Genomic DNA, 18,336 nt, shown 5'->3' with positions numbered 1-18,336 from the left:
CGGTCTTCCAACCCCACAGTCCCAGCGCCCCGAGCGCGACCAACTCCATCCCGAATGCCAGCGTGAGGTTGGCCCATTTCCAGACTTCCTGCATATCCGTACTCCCGTAAGCCGCTGAGAGCATCGCTCTCTAATGAGAGCAGTGTGCATGGTTGTTTCAGCTTCGTCAACCCTGTTCGGGCGACCTTCGCCACCGGCTCCCTCCGCCATGGAGCACGCGGACATCCTCGGATTGGGCAACGGTGGGGAATGCGGCGGGCATTGTAGATGAGCCAACGCGGCGACTTCTGGAGTTCGGCGAAAACGCGTAGAATCCGAGCAGGTCGGGACAGCATTCGGAGCCCTATCATGACTGAGAGAAAGAATTCACACACGAAGTTCACCCGGCTGGCGACGGCCGCCGGTATAGCCGCAGTCGCCGCGATTCCGGTCGTCGCAGCTGCGGCGCAAGCGCCTACCGCGCGCGCAGCGACGCCCACGTCCGCAACCCAACTCGTCGACAGCCCCGGTTGGGGTCACGGCGGCGGGTGGGGTTGGGGCGGCGGCGGTTGGGGTCACGGCGGTGGCTGGGGTCACGGCGGCGGCTGGGGTCACGGCGGCGGCTGGGGTTGGGGCGGCGGCGGCTGGGGTTGGGGCGGCGGCTGGGGTAACGGCCCCGGCTGGTGGAACCCATTCGGCTGGGGTGGCTGGGGTAGCTTCTAGCGCCGGTGACCGAGCCCGGACACGCACGGCGTGCCGGGCTCGGTCGCATCAGTACCGATCATGTGAAGCCGGGTTCGACCAACCGGGCTGGCGCTGGTGACGAGATGAAGATTGTTTGTATCGGTGGCGGACCGGCCGGGTTGTACTTCGCTATTTCGATGAAGCGGCGCGATCCGGCCCATGACATCACGGTGATCGACCGCGATCCGCCCGGGTCCACCTACGGCTGGGGCGTCGTGTACTGGGACGACCTGCTCGACATTCTGTATCGGAATGACCCCGACAGCGCCCAGGCGGTGCGTGCCGGGTCGGTTCTGTGGCGTGAACAGGCAATCCATGTGCGCGAGGACCAGACCGCACATTTCGGGGGCTACGGGTTCAGCATGGGGCGCGCGGCATTGCTCGACGTGCTTTCCCGACGGGCGAGCGACCTGGGCGTCGATGTCCAGCACGGGCGAGAGGTCCACGATCTGTCCGGCTTCGACGGCGCCGATCTCATCGTCGCTTCCGACGGCGCGAACAGCCGGGTACGGCAACTGGGTCATTTCGGCACGTCCGTCACACTCGGCGAGAATCGATATATCTGGCTCGGTACGGACAAGATCTTCACCCGATTTACCTTCGACTTCGAACACACCCCGGCCGGTTGGATCTGGTTCCATGCCTACCCGTCGGTCGCCGAGAAAATCAGCACCTGCATCGTCGAGTGCCAACCGCAGACTTGGCATGGACTGGGATTCGATTCCCTGGACAACCTGGAGAACTTGCGTGTTCTGGAGAACATATTCACCCGCCTTCTCGACGGTCACTCGTTGATCAGCAAGACACGAGGCGAGTTCGCAAGGTGGAGCCGCTTTCCCGAGGTAACCAACAAGTCCTGGTATCACGACAACGTGGTGCTGCTCGGCGATGCAGCCCACACGACGCACTTCACCATCGGTTCGGGCACCCGGTTGGCAATCATCGACGCCATCGTGCTCGCACAGAACCTGTACGAGCATGCCGAGGTCGCCGACGCGCTGGAGAACTACGACGCGCAGCGGCGCGCTGCAATGCGCCCGATACAGGCCGCCGCCCGTACCAGCATGGTCTGGTTCGAACACGCCGACCGGTATCTCGACCGCAGCGCCGTGCAGTTCGCCTATGCGATGGCCGCTAGGCACGGGCTGCAAATGCCGTGGCGATATCAGCTACACCTGCTCACACAGGTACCGACTGTGCGCAAGATCCGGCGTGCCGTCGATTCCGGACAGCGGTGGTGGCGGGCTGCCCGACGGGGGGAACTCGCGATGGCACTGCCCTCGCAACGACGCCCACCCGAACCGATCCCGACCGATCAGTCGATGTTTTGATCCCCGCACAAGCCGGGGCAACCGGTCTGCCGCCGGAAGACCGTCGTATCCCGGAACGGACAAAACCAGGGTCGAACCGACTGTGTCCGATCATGTTGCACGGCAACAGATTCAGCGTCAGCTTGATCGAGCACCGCATGCGGCAGGACGCGGACCAAGGACCACGACGAGCTCGGGCAGACCGTGCGGTCCACGGTGCAGTGAGTGCGGCAGCGCTGGCATCCGAGTGAATATTCGAGGAGTCGTTTGCACAGAATTAACGTGCAGGGCACGTGACCGCGGCCGACAGCACTCCGCCGACCACTAAAATAAATGACGCGTCTACGACACGACATCGGCGTCACCGCAAGAGCACAGCGGCTCTATCGGTTCCTAGCGCCCGCAGATTCCGGCAGACCATACAAGCGTCGCGGCACCATCACACCGCCCGCTGAACTGAATCGGCAATCTGTCCTGAACCCAGCGACAACGCGGAGACCCTTATGTCCCACGCCGACCTGAAACCCGCCCGCCACCTGAACGTCCGCATCATGACACCGGGCCAACTCGGCAGCGGCACATCCGCTGACCCGGCAACGCTGTCGCAAAGAATTCCGTTATCGGGCGACACCGGACCATCCCGGCAACTCAGCTCGCTCGACGTCGTGCTCCTCGATGCCGAATCACCCACCATGCTGCTCCACGTCGGAGCGGTCACACTGCTGGAGCCACCCGCAACAGGGTGCCCGCTGAACGTCACTACACTGCGGCGGTCGATCGCGAGCCGACTACATCTGATCGCACCCCTGAGGTGGCGATTGCGCACCGTCCCATTAGGTCTCGACCTCCCCTACTGGGAAGACAGCGACACCATCGACCTCGGATATCACGTACGCGATACACGCCTACCCGAAGGTTCGACCGATGTAGCGCTGGCCGACCTCACCGCCCGCCTGCACGCCCAGCCCCTGGACCGAAATCGACCACTGTGGGAATGCCACCTGATCTCCGGGTTGACCCAAGGCCGCCAAGCCATCTACACCAAAGTGCACCACGCACTGATCGATGGCGTGTCCGGAGCCGAGGTCATGGCAGCGGTCTTCGACATCGTGCCCGAATCCCAGCCCGTACCGCCACCGCCCGACGGGCTCCGCTTGGGACGAACGCCCAATCCCGCCGAAATACTCGGCCGCGGCATCGCACACACGATGACCCGCCAAGCCGATCGGATGCGCCTACCGCTGCGCCTGGGACCGATGCTGCCGAACACACTCACCGACATACCCAAAGCCAATCCCACGCTGCCCGGTAACCACCCCAACGGCCCCGACCGGTCCTTCGCCTTCGCCTCGCTATCACTCGATACCGTCAAACAGATCAAGAACAGCTTCGGCGGCACCGTCAATGATGTGGTAATGACATTGTGCACCACCGCATTTCGCCGCTGGCTACACGACCACGACGCAGCGGCCGACGACCCTGCCGTGGCCGCGATCCCGGTATCGGTGCGCACCCAGGAGCAACTCGGCACCGCGGGCAACCAATTCTCCATCATGTTGTGCGAACTACCGATCGGCGAACCCGACCCACAACACCGCATGAAACTCACCCACGCCGCAATGCTGGCCGCCAAAGACCGCTTCCAAGCCACCCCACCGACCCTGCTGCACTACGCCACCGCGGCCCTGCCTCAGATACTGCACGGCCTGGCCACCCGCCTGCTCCTACGCGTCGCCGCCCCCGCACTCCCCCTGGCCAACATGATCGTCTCCAACGTGCCCGGACCGCAGATACCGTTGTATGCCGCAGGAATTCGAGTGGCCGGGACCTTCCCCATCTCCGTACTCACCGACCTCTCCGGCCCACTCAACATCACCGTCATGTCCTACAACGGCCACCTCGACTTCGGCATCCTCGCCTGCACCGACACCATCCCCGATGTCTGGAACATCGCCGCCTACCTACAAGACGCACTCGACGAACTAGCTCGATAACCGCTCACGCACCCGCGACGGACAGAGTCCCGGACGGATGGGTCGTGATCGAACCCGTCGGGCGTTCTCGGGTTCACAGCGAATCGAATCGCTCTCGCTCCAGTCGTTCTCGCTCCTGTCGCTCTCGCTCCCTTCGTTCGATCTTCGCCTGCTCCTTCACCCAGGCCCGATAGCGTTCGAAATAGTCGGCCAAGGGGCGCAACGTGTTCCGCGTCCGCGCCAACTCGGGACCGAAGCTGCCGGACGATTGTGCGTTGAGGTACTCGTAGAGTTCGATCGCCTCCTCGAGCGCCGGATACGCATACGGCCCAACACGACCGATCGCCAACTCGAGCGACGCGGTCTTGTGCAGCATCGCGGCGAGGCTCGCCAAGTATTGGGAGTCGTGTTCGGCCAGCCGCCGGTACGCGGCGATCGACTCTTTGTCGAGTTCGATGGCCTCCGCGAGCCGCCCGGCTCTCGCGAGCAGTTCGCCTGCGGATTCCGCGGAACTCGCCAAGCCCGCATCGAAGGTGTCCGGGCGGGCTCTGGTGAGAAACCTGTAGTGCTCGAGGGATTCCAGGGCGGCGGGGAGCGCCTCGTCGAGGTCGTCCAATTTCGCGAAATCGAGTCCGAGCCAGTACAGGGCGTCGGCGACATCCGGCAAGTAGATATCCGGGCGGTCGGTGGTCAAGTGGCGGTACAGGGCGATGGCCTCTTGCGTCGGCGCGACCGCATCCGCGAAACGTTTCGCACCACGCAGATTCGCGCCGTACAGATTCAGGGCGGCGGCGAGATCGGGCAGATGCGTGGAGTCCCGCCCGTCCGCGAGTCGTCGATAGACCGTGACAGCTTCGGCGGCCGAGTCGACCTCTTGACTGTCGTATCCCGAATCGGGCGCTCGCTGAGCGACTCTCACCAATGCCTGTGCCAGGTTCGACAGATATGCCGCGTCCTGGGCGACCAATTGCCGATACAGCGTCACCGTCTCCCTGTGCATCGGCAAGGTTTCCTCAGCTCGGCCGAGGGACTCCAGCAAGGTGTCACAGAAGTCGAGGGATTCGGTATGCGGTCGCACGTAACGCGAGTCCGTCGCGGCCAGCCGCCGGTAGATCGCCTCCGCCTCAGTAGCGAGCGGAAGGGCTTTCTCGGCACGTCCTACGAACACCAGTCGTGTGCTGACCGCCCGCAACGAGGTCGCCAGAGCACCGGGATGATCCTCACTGAGCAGGCGACGCAGCCTCAGCGCCTCCTCGGCGGCCGCCAACGCATCGTCGCGGCGATTCTGTTCATCCAGCAGATCGCCGAGCACGGCGAGCATCGCGGCGAGATCGGACCGGTACTGCTCCTGATCCTGCTCGCTCAACCGACGCAGACCACGCACGGCCTGTTCGGCGAATTCCAGCGCCCGCGGATTGCGCCCGGAATCCATCAGCTGCACAACCATTCGCCGCAGCGCCGTGACCCAGTCCAGAAGATAGACCGCGGGTTTGCGCTGTGCCAGATCCTCGAGGATCAGGACCGCCTCACGCAGCGATGCCATACCCTCCTCGCCGCGCCCGAGCCCGAGCAGCTGCGTATTGCGCTGCCGCAGTGATTCGGCCAGATCACCCAGGTGGTCATAGGGTTCCCTATCCACCAGCTGTCTGCGCCATGCGATCGCTTCCTCGGTCGCGGCCAGCGCCTCCTCGTCCCGTCCCATCAGCGACAGCTGACGTCCAATCCGGTCCAGCGCAGCGGCCAGCGCCGGGAGTGGGGCGGGGTCGTTCGGATTCTCCCGCGCCAGAGTTCGCCCGACATCGACCACCGTCTCGCTCAGCGACAATGCTTTGTCGTCGTGGCCCTGGGCGGCCAGCCAGTCGCCGTAATCGGCGGACAGCGCCGCGATATCGTCCACGTGCTCGCTGCGCTCACGCGAGGACAGGCCCGGATACAACGACATCGCCTTACCGGCATGCTCGACCGCCTCCTCGGCCCGGCCGAGCCGGAATTCGGCGATCGCCAGCTGTGTGAACGTCGCCGCGAGTTCGGGACCGTCGGCGGTTCCGATGATTCCGGCGGCTTCGAGCGCGGCGGTGCGAGCGGCGCCGTAGGAACGCGCGTCGTTGAGCCGTTGCGCGTGGATTCGATGGACGCGCGCGCGTTGTGCCGAATCTGTCGCGGCCGCGAGACGTTCCCCGTATGCCTTGGTGGAGATGAGCGCCACGGTGGAGGCGATGTCCGATTCGCGGCAGTGCTGGGGGTAGCAGGACTCCAGCGCCGTCAGCGCGGCCGCGTCGATTCCGTCGAGTTTGACGCACCGCGCCACCGTGGCGTCGCCCGCCGCGACCAGCGCGTGCGGATGCTGCCGGATCAGCGGGAAGAGCACCTCGGTCGCCACGTGCTGCCACCGGCGAGCAGTCTCCACCAGGTTCCTGACGACCTGCGGTGTCCACCAGGCGACGTGCGAGAGCTGCCCTTCATCGGCGAGCAGTCGTGACACCGCGGTACTGGTCCAGGAATCCGCGGCCAGCATCGTCGGGGCCGTGCCCGCCGAGCGGCCTGGTATGGACAGAGCGATGAAATCCTCGCCGAGCCGGTCGGGGTGCAGACCTTCGAACACGGTGCGCGGATCCTCGGGGGGATAGCAGCGTCCATGATCGTCCATGAGCTGCTGCATTTGCACCTGTTCGGTCGCCAGCCCGACATGTCGCAGGATGTCCCCGGCCCGATACGGAGTCACCGCACCGATCAAGGTGGCAAGCCAGACCACCCGCCGCATCGTGCCCGGCGTGCATGCGACAAGACTGTTCTCGGACAGTCGAGTCCAGTGCGTGTATTCCCTGCGCAGCAGATATCCGGACAGCGCGGCCGGATCGCTCGGCATATCGGCGCCGCGTAGCTGACTGTCGACCGCGACCAGCGCGGCTAGGTGCAGCGACAGCACCGACGCGAAACCTGGCTCCGTCAGTTCGATCTCCGGCGGCGGGCCGCTCGCCGAGTCATAGGTCGCGCTCATCGCGGCGGCGAAAGCCGCTGCGGCAGCGCCGAATAGGGTCGTCCGGTCGAGCTGCGCGCCCAGCGGCATCAGTTCGGTGGCCTCGGCATCGATGCCGAAATCGCCCTCGAGGTCGTGCGCGAGGGCCGGCCACCAGTGGGCGGCCGACCGCGCCACCATGAGCACCCGCATCGTGACGCCGTATTCGAGAGCGATGACGCGAAGTTTCGCGACCAGTTGCCGCAGATGCGACAGCAACCACCGGTCCGCGTAATCGACCAGAACGAGCACCCCGCGATTGCCGCCCATTTGGATCGGATCCTGCGGAAGATCCAGATCCGGAGAGTAGTTCACCCGCCAGACCGCCCAGCCCGCCGCCGCCGATTGTGCCGCGCAATGCGCCATCAGCCGGGTCTTACCCTGACCGCCGCTTGCGTGGATCAGCCGAACGCCGATCTGTTCGGCGCGCCCCATCCAGTCGCGCAACTCGGCGAGCTCGTCATGTCTGCCGATGAACGGCACCACCTGATAGCGGGAATGCAGCAGGCGGGACGGCTGCGCTCGCGCCCGGTCCGCGGACACCGCGGCCGCGGTGATCGGGAAATCTTCGATCCGATAGTGCTGCCGTTCATTCGTGGCGTTGAGATCGCCTGTGAATTCAGCGATCTGAAACGAGCTACCAAATACGACGCTGCCGCTGACCGACTGTCCCTTTGCGCGCCGTCGCCACGAAAACTTCATCGATCCGCGTCGAGTTCACCTATGTCATGCAGTTGTTCCACCGGCCCTGCTACCCGACTGTGCGTGACCGACTGGCCTTCAGCGGGACTCGCGGACGTGGCAGTCGGGACGGCCCCCGGCGTCGGCGCGACCCCTGGACTACCGGCGGTGCGACGCAAGGAGACCTTGTTGCGCACCCCACTCACCTGGAGGACGCCACCGCCGATCGCGGAATCGCTGACCGCTTGACTGACCTTGTTCGCCGGGCCGCGGCGCGCCGTCACCAAGCCGTACACGGTGGCCGCCAAAGCGATTGCCCCGATGAAGAAACTGAAAATCCCCGCCAGTTTGTTCGCACTGTCCATTCCGACAGCGACGAACAACCAGATGCTGAACCCGAGTCCGATCACACCGGCAACGCCGACAGTCCACCCGAAAGATCGTTGTCCCACAACATCATTATCAGTCCTCGGCCAGAGCGACGCACCGGGAAATTCTCGATCGGATCGAGTCCGCTCGCGTCAGGGCCGAAGCCGCTTTCCGGCCGCGGTTTTCGGCCGCGAAGCCGGGTACGCAAGTTCATCGAACTCGGAGCGTCAATGTTCATCCGTAGTATTTGTGCGCGGTCTCGGGAACTTCGCCCGCTGAGCCGACCTTGCGCAGGATCGGGAATGGACCAAGACCGACTCCTGCTCCCGGACAGTGGTCCTGCCCCAGTTCGTCGTCGACACTCTCCGGCGCGTCAAAGCCGACGCTGTCGACAACGACCCGGATCTGGTCTTCCCCAACCGCGACGGCGGCATCTGGGATCCACACAACTTCAACCGCCTGTGGCGCCAAGCCCGCGGCGAGGAATTCGCCCAGGTCACACCCCAGACCTTCCGCAAGACCGTCGCATCCCTCGTCGCCGACCAATACGGCCCCCAGGCCGCAGCCCAACAACTCGGCCACCAAGCGTCACTACATCGACGAACCGGCCGAAGCACCCGACTTCACGGCGGCATTGGGACGACTCTCACGCTGAAACGTGTCGTTTCCCTGTCGTTCGACCCCAGAAACGGACAAAACCAGGGTCGAACTGGTACGTTCGCCCTGGTCAAAGCTCCCCCATCTGGACTCGAACCAGAAACCTGCCGATTAACAGTCGGCTGCTCTGCCAATTGAGCTATAGGGGACTATCCTTTGGCTCGTCCGTATTGGGCGGGCCGAGGTGAAACTTTAGCGTATCGGCGCTCGCCTTCCCAAATCGCGTCTCTACCTGGAGACATGCGGGGGCTTCGGCGTGTCCGGGGGTGGCGCGCGGTGGGGGTGGATCCGGATCGACAGGCGTACCGGGCGTCGGGCAGGATGGTAGCCGCGCACAGGCACTTTGGGAGGAGCTCTACGAGATGCTGCGGTTGATCATCGGCATTGCGGCCGGGTACGTGCTCGGCACGAAGGCCGGGCGGGGTCGCTATGAGCAGATCAGTGCGGCGACCCGCGCGGTGACCGGGAGCCCGGTGACTCGCAAGCTGGTTCTCTTCGGGCGACAGAAGCTGTCGGACAAGCTCAGCACCCAGGCGAAGTTGGAGCCGATGGTGCCGCTGGATGAGCGGACCACGATTCTGGTGCCGCAGGATCAGCTGCGCCGCTGAGTTCGCGGGGCGGATCGGGGAAGCGTCGAGCCGCAGCTCAGGCCGGGGCGAAGTCGTCGTGATTCCCCATCGCCTGGGTAAGCAAACTCTTGCGGTACTGCTCCAACGCCACGAGATCACCGAACAGCGCCATATAGGCCTCGGCCTGCTCGGTCGAAGACACACGCTGCAGTTTCGACTTCAGCTCCGCGATCTGGCGGCCGACCCAGGCCTCCTGCACACGAGCCAGCACCCCGGTGACGAACCGCGGAATGTCATTGGCCGACTTCACCGGCATCTGCTCACCCGACAGCTCGGAAACCAGCGCACGCATGGTCAGATCATCGGTACCGTCCGACACAGCGTTGACCCACTCCGCGCCGCTGAGCCCCGATGCCGTGCCACCGGCCTCCGCGATCATGGCGCGAACGGCGGCGTAAGCCGGATGGGTGAAGGCCTCGGTCTCGATCGAATCGAAAACCGCACCGGCCATCGCCGGATACTGCAATGCCGCACCGAGCGCTTGCCGTTGCGGCAGCAGCGTCGGATCGTTCGGATTCGGGCGCGCGGCGGGACGTTCGGCGACGACCGCGCTGGACTGTGCCGCGCCAGGCCCCGGGCCACGGCCACCCGGACTCCCACCGTTGCGATTGCGCTTGGCTTCCTCACCGACCCGCCGCACCACGGTCTGGATATCGTCCCAGCCGACCCAGCCCGCGAGCTTGGTCGCATACGCCTTGCGCAGCGCGTTGTCCTTGATCTGCGCCACCACCGGCACAGCACGGCGCAGCGCCTCCACCTGTCCCTCCGCGGTGTCCAGGTTGTGGTCGGCGAGCAGGCCGCGAATCACGAACTCGTACAACGGGGTTCGCCGTGCCACCAGGTCACGCACGGCGCCGTCGCCGGAGTGCTGGCGCAGTTCGCACGGGTCCTGGCCGTCGGGGGCGATGGCGATGTAGGTCTGCCCGGCCAACTTCTGGTCGCCCGCAAAGGCTTTCAGCGCCGCCGCCTGTCCGGCCGCGTCACCGTCGAAGGTGTAGATGATTTCGCCGCGCCAGAAGTTGTCGTCCATGAGCAGTCTGCGCAACAGGGCGAGATGTTCGTCGCCGAAGGCGGTACCGCAGGACGCGACGGCGGTTTTCACCCCGGCCAGGTGCATGGCCATGACGTCGGTGTAGCCCTCGACCACCACCGCCTGGTGGCCCTTGGCGATCTCGCGCTTGGCGTGGTCCAGGCCGAACAGCACCTGAGACTTCTTGTACAGCAAGGTTTCCGGCGTATTGATGTATTTGCCGGGCATGGTGTCGTCGTCGAAAAGCTTGCGCGCACCGAAGCCGATGACGTCACCGCCGAGATTGCGGATCGGCCACAGCAGCCGCCGGTGGAAGCGGTCGATCGGGCCGCGCTGACCCTGCCGCGACAGCCCGGCCGCCTCGAGCTCCTTGAAGTCGAAGCCCTTACGCAGCAGATGCTTGGTGAGCGTGTCCCAGCCCGCCGGGGCGTAGCCGCAGCCGAATTGCTGGGCCGCATTGCCATCGAAATTGCGGTCGGTCAAATACTTGCGCGCCACCTCGGCATCGGACTCGCGCAGTTTGGCCATGTAGAACTCGTGTGCGGCGGCATTGGCGGCGACCAACCTGGCCCTGGTGCCGCGGTCACGCTGCACCGAGGTGCCGCCGCCCTCGTAGTTGATCTGGTAGCCGATCCGATCGGCGAGCTGCTCGACCGCCTCGACGAAGCCGACGTGCTCGACCTTCTGCAGGAAGGCGAAGACGTCACCGCCCTCACCGCAGCCGAAGCAGTGGTACAGGCCGTGGTTGGGCCGCACATGGAACGAGGGCGACTTCTCGTCGTGAAACGGGCACAGGCCCTTCATGGAGTCCGCACCCGCCCGCTTCAGCGCGACGTACTCCCCCACCACATCCTCGATCCGGACGCGTTCGCGTATTGCCGCGATATCGCGATCTGGGAGTCGTCCGGCCACGGCGGTCAGTCTAGGCTAGTCCGGCCTCGACACGCCCAGCGGCTGGTCACGCGTCTACTCGCTCCAGTCGACTCTCGGTATAGGACGCGATCTGGTCGACGATCACTCGGACTCGCGCGGTGTCGTCGGTGGCGGCCTGCCACCACGGGAGCAGCAGCGGGTCCAGCCCGTGCGGAGCCGTCGCCAGCAGTCGGGTCGCGACCGCCTGAATCCGCTCGCGCTGTACGGCCTGACGCTGCTTGTGCACGAGATCGGACATGACGTAGCGCAGGGCGACGGTTTTGAGCATCGCGACCTCGGCGGCGACGATCGGCGGAACCTCGAGATCCGCGGCATAGCGGGACAACACCGCGCGTCCGCCGACCTCCCGCGTGGCCATGATCGCAGCCGTTGCGAACCGGCCGACCAGTTCACTCGTGAGGCGCTTCAACGCGACCGAGCTGGCGAGGGTGCCGTCGTAGCAGGCGGCTTCGGCCACCACCGGCAGTTCGGAGAGCCGCTGGGCGGCACCGATCAGGTCGTCCACCGAAAGCGTGGGGTGCTGGCCGTGCCCGAGTTCGGCTAGCGCCGCCTGTTCGGACGGATCGGCCAAGGCCCGCAATTCGATGCGCCCGGCGATTACGCCGTCCTCCACATCGTGCACCGAGTACGCGACATCGTCGGACCAGTCCATGATCTGGCATTCGAGGCTCTTGCGACGGTCCGGCGCATCCTTGCGCACCCATTCCAGCCGATCCAGATCGATATCGTAGGCACCGAACTTGGTGCCCGAACCTGTTCTGCCCCAAGGATATTTGATGGCCGCGTCGAGTGCGGCGCGGGTGAGATTCAAACCCGCGCTCGTGCCGCCCGCATCCAGAACCTTCGGTTCCAGCCGGGTGAGGATGCGTAGATTCTGCGCATTGCCCTCGAATCCGCCGTACGCGTCCGCGAAGAGGTCGAGGGCCTTCTCGCCATTGTGGCCGTAGGGCGGATGGCCGATATCGTGCGCCAATCCGGCCAGATCGACCACATCCGGATCACAGCCGAGACCGTCGGCGATGCTGCGCCCGATCTGGGCCACTTCGATTGAATGGGTCAAGCGTGTGCGCGGGGTGTCACCGTCGCGCGGCCCCATGACCTGGGTTTTGTCGGCGAGTCTGCGCAGGGCCGCCGAATGCAGCACGCGAGCGCGGTCGCGGGCGAATTCGGTGCGGTGACCGGTTTCGAATTCACTGCGCGGCGGGCCGAGTCCGGCGGACTTGGCCCGCTCCACCACCATTCGCTCGCGGTCGTGCTCGGTATACATCGAATCTCACTGCCCCGCTGAGTATTTGAAGTCCGACGAAAAGTGCGTGAGCTGGTACCAGAGCAAAGCGCCCGTCTCCCTTGCGATTCCGTGGGCCTGCGACTCTCTGGTGTAGACGGCGGGGCCGGTCCGGGTCGGCGCGGTCCAGGCATCCAGCCCGGCGTCGCGGGCCATGGTTCTGGTGCGCAGCGAATGCCACGGATCGCTGACCAGCACCGCCGAGGACATCTCGCGGGCACTCATGGCGGTCGCGACGGCCTCGATGCTGCGCAGGGTGTCCGAACCGGTTTCCACCGCGAGGATTCGGTCGCTCGGTATGCCCCGCTCCTCCAGATAGTTCTTGCCGGAGGCGGCCTCGGTGTACAGATCGCCATCCTGCTTACCGCCCACGGTGATCACCTTCGGCGCCACACCGGCCTTGAACAGTTTGTATGCCTGGTCCAATCGCGCCTCGAACACCGTCGACGGGGTGCCCGAGTATTGCGCGGCGCCGAGTACGACGATCGCGTCGGCCTTGGTGTAGTCGTCGATTCGCGCGACCTGCCAGACCCGGAATGCCGTGCCGCCGACCAGCACCGCGCCCATCACGATCGCCCCCATGACCAGCCGTCGTGCCCAGCGCACCAGCCCGCCTCCGACGCTGCGGGATGCGCCGGATCCGGTAGCCGAGGCCAGGGTCGCCGAATTCATCTCACCAAGTTTGCCAGGTCACCCCCGACGAGAACGTAACCGACGCATATCGATCGGCCCACACTTACCTTCTGGTTAGTACTGAACTTATTAGTCAGTACTTGTCGATAGCGCAGTGGCTATCGATAATGGATTCCGGCGCCGAACCAGCATCTCGATACTTTGAGGAGTGGATACATGACGACATCCGTGACGGTCCTCGGGCTCGGCGCGATGGGACAGGCGCTGGCCGCGGCGTTCGTACGGGCCGGGCTCCCCACGACAGTCTGGAACCGCAGTGCCGGTCGGGACGCGGAACTCGTTGCGGCAGGGGCGAAGTCGGCGCAGACCGTAGCCGAGGCGGTGACCGCGAGCGACCTCGTGCTGGCCTGTCTGCTGGACCATCGGTCCGTGCACGAGGTACTCGACCCGGTGACCGATATCCTGGTCGGCCGCGCATTGGTCAACTTGACCAGCACCGAGCCGCGCGGATCGCGTGAACTGGCCGAATGGGCCGCGAACCACGGCATCGACTTCCTCGACGGCGGCATCATGGCCGTGCCGCCGATGATCGGCCGAACCGGCTCGTCCGTGCTCTACAGCGGCTCCCGTGAACTCTTCGACAACCATCGCGCGACTCTCGAATCGCTCGGCAGCGCCGAGTATTTCGGCACGGACGCCGGACAGGCCGCACTGGTCGACTTCGCCCTGCTCGCCGGAATGTACGCCATGTTCACGGGCTTCTATCACGGTGCCGCCATGGTTCGCACGATCGGCATGTCGGCCGAGGACTTCGGCCAACGCGCGTCCGGCTGGATCGCCGCGATGACCGGATCACTTCCGAGAGCCGGAGCCACCATCGACTCCGGCGATTACTCGAAACCGTTCCAGCCCTTGGGTTTCACCAAGGCCGCCGTGGACGCCATCGTGTCGGCCAGCCGCGATGCTGGCGTCGACCTGGACATAGTCGGAGCTATCAAGAATCTCGTCGATCGCCAGGTCGCCGACGGCCACGGTGCGGACAGCAGCGAGCGGATGTTCGAAAGCCTCAACCCGCGCGCCACATAAGGCCTACCAACCGCGCTCGCGCCATTCGCCGAGGTGCGGGCGTTCGACGCCGAGCGTGGTGTCGTCACCGTGACCCGGATAGACGACGGCGTCATCCGGGTAGCGATCGAAGAGTTTGGTGGTGACGTCGGTGTAAAGGGAGTTGAAATCTTCCGGATTGGTGGTGCGGCCGACGCCGCCCGGGAAAAGGGAGTCGCCGGTGAACAGGTGCACGCCCGGACCGTCTACCAGGGCGAGGGCAACCGAGCCGGGAGTATGTCCGCGCAGGTGGACGACCTCGAAGGCAAGGTCGCCGACCTCGATGAGGTCGCCATCGGCAAGTAATCGGTCCGGGCGCACCGGGAGCTGTTCGGCATCGAGTGGATGCGCGGCGGTCGGTGCGCCGGTGGCGGCGGCGACCTTTTCCAGAGCCCACCAATGGTCCCGATGCTGATGGGTGGTGACGACCAGGGCGACGCGGCCCGGCGTCTCCTGGTTGACGAGTTCGATTATCCGGTCGGCTTCGTTGGCGGCGTCGATGAGCAGTGCCGCGCCGGTGGCGGTGCACTGCACTAGATAGCAGTTGTTGTCCATGCCACCGACGGACATTTTGATAACGCGGGCACCGGGGACGTCCCGCTGTTGCGGATTCGATCCAGGGGACACGTGACCGGTGTACGGCAGGTCGATCGTGATCACAGTTCGATGCTAGCCAGCTAGATTCATCCCATGCCGTTGATAGCGCCGATTCGTCGAATCCGCTGGTTCGCCGCGGTGGTCCTCAGCGTGGCGTTTCTCTGTGTCGCGCCGCCCGGTGGCACGGCAGGCGCCGAGCCACCGCTGCGGATGGGAACGTATGTCGTCGACTCGGCGCAGGTGCTCGATCAAGGCCAACTCGATCGGGTGTCAGCGGCGGTCGACGACCTCTACGCCGATCAGCAGATGCGGCTCTGGGTCGTCTATGTGCACGATTTCAACGGGATGAGTCCGCAGGCGTGGGCCGATCGCACCGCGACCATGTCCGGATTCGGCGGGCGTGATCTGTTGCTCGCCGTCGCCACCGAGGATCGCGCCTATTGGTTCAAAGGCGAGTTGCCCAGCAGTGTCAGCGATTCCGAGTTGGACGGCGTATTGACGCGCGATGTGGAGCCCGCGCTGCGCGACGGCCGGTGGGCCGATGCCGGGATAGCGATGGCCGATGGGCTGGATTCGGCGATGCGTGGTGGCGGGGTCAGCCTACGAACGCTGCTGATCGTCGCCCTCCTGATCGTGCTGATCGTCGTTGGACTGGTGCTGTATTCGCGCAAGCGGCGCGCCGACCGCAGGCGGGCCGAGTTGGCGGCAGCACGGCGACTGGATCCCGATAATTCCACCGCGCTCGCGGCATTGTCACTGAATGCATTGCAAGACCGGTCGAAGGAAGTGCTGGTCGAGATCGACAATGCCGTGCGGACCAGCGCCGAGGAGTTGGCGTTGGCGACCGGTGAATTCGGCGATACCGCGGTCACTCCGTTCAGCACCGCCTTGGCGAATGCGAAGTCGGCTGCCGCCAAAGCCTTCTCGATCAGACAGCAGCTCGATGACGATATTCCCGAGACGCCGGATCAGCAGCGCACCATGCTGGTCGATCTGATCGGCACGGTCGGGCGGGCCGATCGGGAACTCGACGCTCAGGTCGCCGAATTCGATGCGATGCGGGATCTGCTCATCAACGCATCCGCTCGCTTGGACGGGCTGACAAGGGATTTGGTCGAATTGACCGGACGCGTGCCGGGTTCGGAGACCGAACTCACCCGGCTCACCACCGCGTATCCGGCCAGCGTGCTCGCGCCGGTTCGAGACAACGTGACGATGGCCCGCGAACGAATCACCTTCGCGGAGCAGAACATCGACACCGGACGTACTGCCCTCACCCAGCCGGTCGGCAAACAGGGCGGTGCGGTCGCCGCGATCCGGGCCGCGGAAGGCGCAGTGGGACAGGCGCGCACGCTGCTCGACGCCGTCGACAATGCGGCGACGAATATCCAGCAGGCGAGCGATGGGCTGCCCGCCGTACTGACCGAGCTGCGCGCGGATATCGGTACCGCGAAGGAGCTGTCCGGCTATGGCGGTGTCGATCTGCACGCCGCCATCACGGCGGCGGAAACGGCCCTGACCATCGCAACCGCCACCGCGACCAGCGACCCATTGGACGCCTTTCACGACGCCGTCGCGGCCGATAACGCGCTGGACCTGGCCAATGCCGCCGCCACCGACCGCAAACTGGCCGCCGAGGATCTACAGCGCCGACTCGATCGGGCGCTGACCGATGCTCGCGCCCGGATCGGCGCGGCAGCCGACTACATCAGCACCCGACGCGGCGGCATCGACGCACAGGCACGCACCCGCTTGTCCGAGGCACAGCGCAATCTCGATGCGGCACAACAGCTTTCCACCACCGATCAGGCGCATGCCCTCACCAGCGCACACACCGCCGCCGACCTGGGTGCTCGCGCACTGCAGGAGGCGCAGGCCAGCGTCCGGGCCTGGGAGAACAGCCAACCGCCCTCGGGCACCGCGCAGGCCGGTGCGGTACTCGGCGGAATTCTGATCGAAGGACTGTTGCGCGGCGCCACCCACCAACGCTCCAGCGGCTATACCCCCGGTTCGTTCGGCGGTTCCACCGGATCCCGCCGCATCAGCCGGGGCGGCCGGTTCTGAGGGTTGACCCTGACACCGTGTGAGGCCATAGACCGAGAGTCGTCATGTTCAGTATCGGAGACTTCGCCAGACACGGACGGGTATCGGTGCGGATGCTGCGCCACTACGACGCGATCGGGCTACTGCGGCCCGACCGGGTCGACGCGGTGACCGGCTATCGCTACTACGAGGGCGGCCAGCTCGCTCGGCTCAATCGCATTGTCGCACTGAAGGATTTGGGCTTCACACCCTCGAATACACCGAGGACACCTCCGGCTGGATCACCGAACTCCAGGACCCATCCACACCTGACAGCCGCGGTCAGACCTCGAGGGTGACGGTATGGAAGCCGGTTGGGCCGGAGGGGAAGGGTGAGCGCGGGGTGCCGTCTTGGATTTCCCCGGAGCGGCTGATAGCGCGGGCCTGGATGGTGTGTTCACCTGGGGGCAGGTCGAGGGTGGTGCGCCAGCGACGCCATGCGGCGGGGGCGAGTTCGGTGCCGAGATCGACTGGGCGCCAATCACCTTCGTCGATGCGGAGCTCTACGGACTCGACGCCGTGCGGCGGCGCCCAAGCCACCCCCGCGACGTTGGCAGCGGCACGGCCTGGCGCGGCGACGTCGATGCGAGCCTGCGGTGTCACCCAGATCGGATCCGACGGCCAACCGCGCTTCCACCAGTAGTCGATGTGACTGTCGTCGGTGAGTTCCAGTTCGGCAAGCCATTTCGCGCCCGTGTACTGGCCGTAGAGGCCGGGTACGAAGACGCGGGCCGGGAATCCGTGCTCGGGGGCGAGCGGCTCGCCGTTCACACCGATCACCAGATATCCGGGCCACGCGCCGGAACGCAGCGGTTCCACCGGCAGTGAGATGGTGTAGCCGTCGACGGCCCTGGTCACCAGCCGGGTCGCACCGGTTTCGGGAATCGCGTGCTAGAGCAATTTGGCCAGCGGAACGCCGTACCAGCGGCCGTTACCCGCGCGACGCGCACCGGGCCGATTGTGCACGCACACCATGACCGCATCGAATTCCACTGCGTCCGAGGCCAATTCGGCCAGTGACAGGCGCAACGGATGGGCGACCTTGCCGGTGACCGACAGCCGCCAGCGCGTCGGATCGATCCGCGGCGGACTCAGATTGACATCGGCGACATAGAAGCTCCGGTTGCCGGTGATCAACGATGACAGTCCGGGTTCGTCCTCCAGGCCGTCCTGCGGCACCATCGAAATCCCGCCCAGTGGGCCGACCCGACGGATCGCGGCGCGGTGCCTGCGGTCGTAATCGTGTATCAGTGCCCGCGCCCCGGCCAGCAGTCCGGCACCGGCGCCCGCCCACAGCAGTGCGCCGAATCGCCC

Annotated in this window: 13 protein-coding genes, 1 tRNA gene and 2 pseudogenes; 7 read left to right on the top strand and 9 right to left on the bottom strand. The window is 65.6% G+C overall.

Translation table 11 applies throughout. The features are described from left to right. The first annotated feature begins 348 nt into the window (after window positions 1–348). The 3 genes from NP3_RS49065 to NP3_RS12670 all read left to right on the top strand — a co-directional run bounded on the left by NP3_RS49065 (window position 349) and on the right by NP3_RS12670 (window position 4,027). Entirely contained in the window at window positions 349–702 is a 354-nt protein-coding gene (locus NP3_RS49065) for a hypothetical protein (protein ID WP_169814489.1), read from the top strand. Between the two features lie 104 nt (window positions 703–806). Further along, a complete protein-coding gene (locus NP3_RS12675) occupies window positions 807–2,054 on the top strand; it encodes an FAD-dependent monooxygenase (protein ID WP_063040912.1) in 1,248 nt (415 codons plus the stop codon). 482 nt (window positions 2,055–2,536) lie between these two features. Further along, window positions 2,537–4,027 (top strand): WS/DGAT/MGAT family O-acyltransferase, encoded by a 1,491-nt coding sequence (locus tag NP3_RS12670; protein ID WP_063040908.1) that lies wholly within the window; start codon window positions 2,537–2,539, stop codon window positions 4,025–4,027. A 73-nt stretch (window positions 4,028–4,100) separates the two neighbouring features. Here the strand turns inward: NP3_RS12670 and NP3_RS12665 are convergent, their stop codons facing one another. From NP3_RS12665 to NP3_RS12645, 4 genes are all read right to left on the bottom strand, one after another. Next, window positions 4,101–7,724: a tetratricopeptide repeat protein gene (locus NP3_RS12665; RefSeq protein WP_063040906.1), complete on the bottom strand. Its 3,624-nt coding sequence runs from the start codon at window positions 7,722–7,724 to the stop codon at window positions 4,101–4,103. Next, the gene (locus NP3_RS12660; RefSeq protein ID WP_157124277.1) at window positions 7,721–8,155 is read right to left on the bottom strand and encodes a hypothetical protein; all 435 of its coding nucleotides are present in this window, start codon (window positions 8,153–8,155) and stop codon (window positions 7,721–7,723) included. Before NP3_RS12660 ends, NP3_RS12665 begins: the two co-directional genes overlap by 4 nt. Before the next feature lie 151 nt (window positions 8,156–8,306). Continuing rightward, complete coding sequence (locus NP3_RS49060) at window positions 8,307–8,654, bottom strand: hypothetical protein (RefSeq protein ID WP_063040900.1); 348 nt, start codon at window positions 8,652–8,654, stop codon at window positions 8,307–8,309. A gap of 151 nt (window positions 8,655–8,805) precedes the next feature. After that, window positions 8,806–8,878: transfer RNA gene (locus tag NP3_RS12645), tRNA-Asn, on the bottom strand. Between the two features lie 213 nt (window positions 8,879–9,091). Between NP3_RS12645 and NP3_RS12640 the strand changes: the two genes are divergently transcribed. Continuing rightward, on the top strand, window positions 9,092–9,337 hold the full coding sequence (locus tag NP3_RS12640) for a hypothetical protein (protein WP_063040910.1): 246 nt from the start codon (window positions 9,092–9,094) through the stop codon (window positions 9,335–9,337). 37 nt (window positions 9,338–9,374) lie between these two features. On the opposite strand, the gene dnaG is transcribed toward NP3_RS12640, so the two are convergent. The 3 genes from dnaG to NP3_RS12625 are packed head-to-tail and all read right to left on the bottom strand — an operon-like array spanning window position 9,375 to window position 13,278. Continuing rightward, the gene (gene dnaG / locus NP3_RS12635; protein WP_063040898.1) at window positions 9,375–11,300 is read right to left on the bottom strand and encodes a DNA primase; all 1,926 of its coding nucleotides are present in this window, start codon (window positions 11,298–11,300) and stop codon (window positions 9,375–9,377) included. Window positions 11,301–11,346: 46 nt separating this feature from the next. Next, a complete protein-coding gene (locus NP3_RS12630) occupies window positions 11,347–12,588 on the bottom strand; it encodes a deoxyguanosinetriphosphate triphosphohydrolase (RefSeq protein ID WP_063040896.1) in 1,242 nt (413 codons plus the stop codon). Between the two features lie 6 nt (window positions 12,589–12,594). Continuing rightward, complete coding sequence (locus NP3_RS12625; RefSeq protein ID WP_063040894.1) at window positions 12,595–13,278, bottom strand: YdcF family protein; 684 nt, start codon at window positions 13,276–13,278, stop codon at window positions 12,595–12,597. 177 nt (window positions 13,279–13,455) lie between these two features. On the opposite strand from NP3_RS12625, the gene NP3_RS12620 reads away from it, so the two are divergent. After that, a complete protein-coding gene (locus NP3_RS12620; protein WP_063040892.1) occupies window positions 13,456–14,325 on the top strand; it encodes an NAD(P)-dependent oxidoreductase in 870 nt (289 codons plus the stop codon). Between the two features lie 3 nt (window positions 14,326–14,328). Here the strand turns inward: NP3_RS12620 and NP3_RS12615 are convergent, their stop codons facing one another. Continuing rightward, the gene (locus NP3_RS12615) at window positions 14,329–15,003 is read right to left on the bottom strand and encodes an MBL fold metallo-hydrolase (protein ID WP_063040890.1); all 675 of its coding nucleotides are present in this window, start codon (window positions 15,001–15,003) and stop codon (window positions 14,329–14,331) included. A 30-nt stretch (window positions 15,004–15,033) separates the two neighbouring features. On the opposite strand from NP3_RS12615, the gene NP3_RS12610 reads away from it, so the two are divergent. Both NP3_RS12610 and NP3_RS12605 read left to right on the top strand, forming a co-directional pair. Then, window positions 15,034–17,004: a TPM domain-containing protein gene (locus NP3_RS12610; RefSeq protein ID WP_063040888.1), complete on the top strand. Its 1,971-nt coding sequence runs from the start codon at window positions 15,034–15,036 to the stop codon at window positions 17,002–17,004. Window positions 17,005–17,048: 44 nt separating this feature from the next. Then, a pseudogene (locus tag NP3_RS12605) lies at window positions 17,049–17,231 on the top strand (MerR family transcriptional regulator); the annotation flags it as partial. Between the two features lie 73 nt (window positions 17,232–17,304). Here the strand turns inward: NP3_RS12605 and NP3_RS50375 are convergent. Further along, window positions 17,305–18,204, bottom strand: a pseudogene (locus NP3_RS50375) (molybdopterin-dependent oxidoreductase). Window positions 18,205–18,336 lie beyond the last annotated feature (132 nt).

The organism is Nocardia pseudovaccinii NBRC 100343 (assembly GCF_001613225.1).
GTDB lineage: Bacteria > Actinomycetota > Actinomycetes > Mycobacteriales > Mycobacteriaceae > Nocardia > Nocardia pseudovaccinii.
This window is presented reverse-complemented; position numbering and strand designations above follow the sequence as displayed.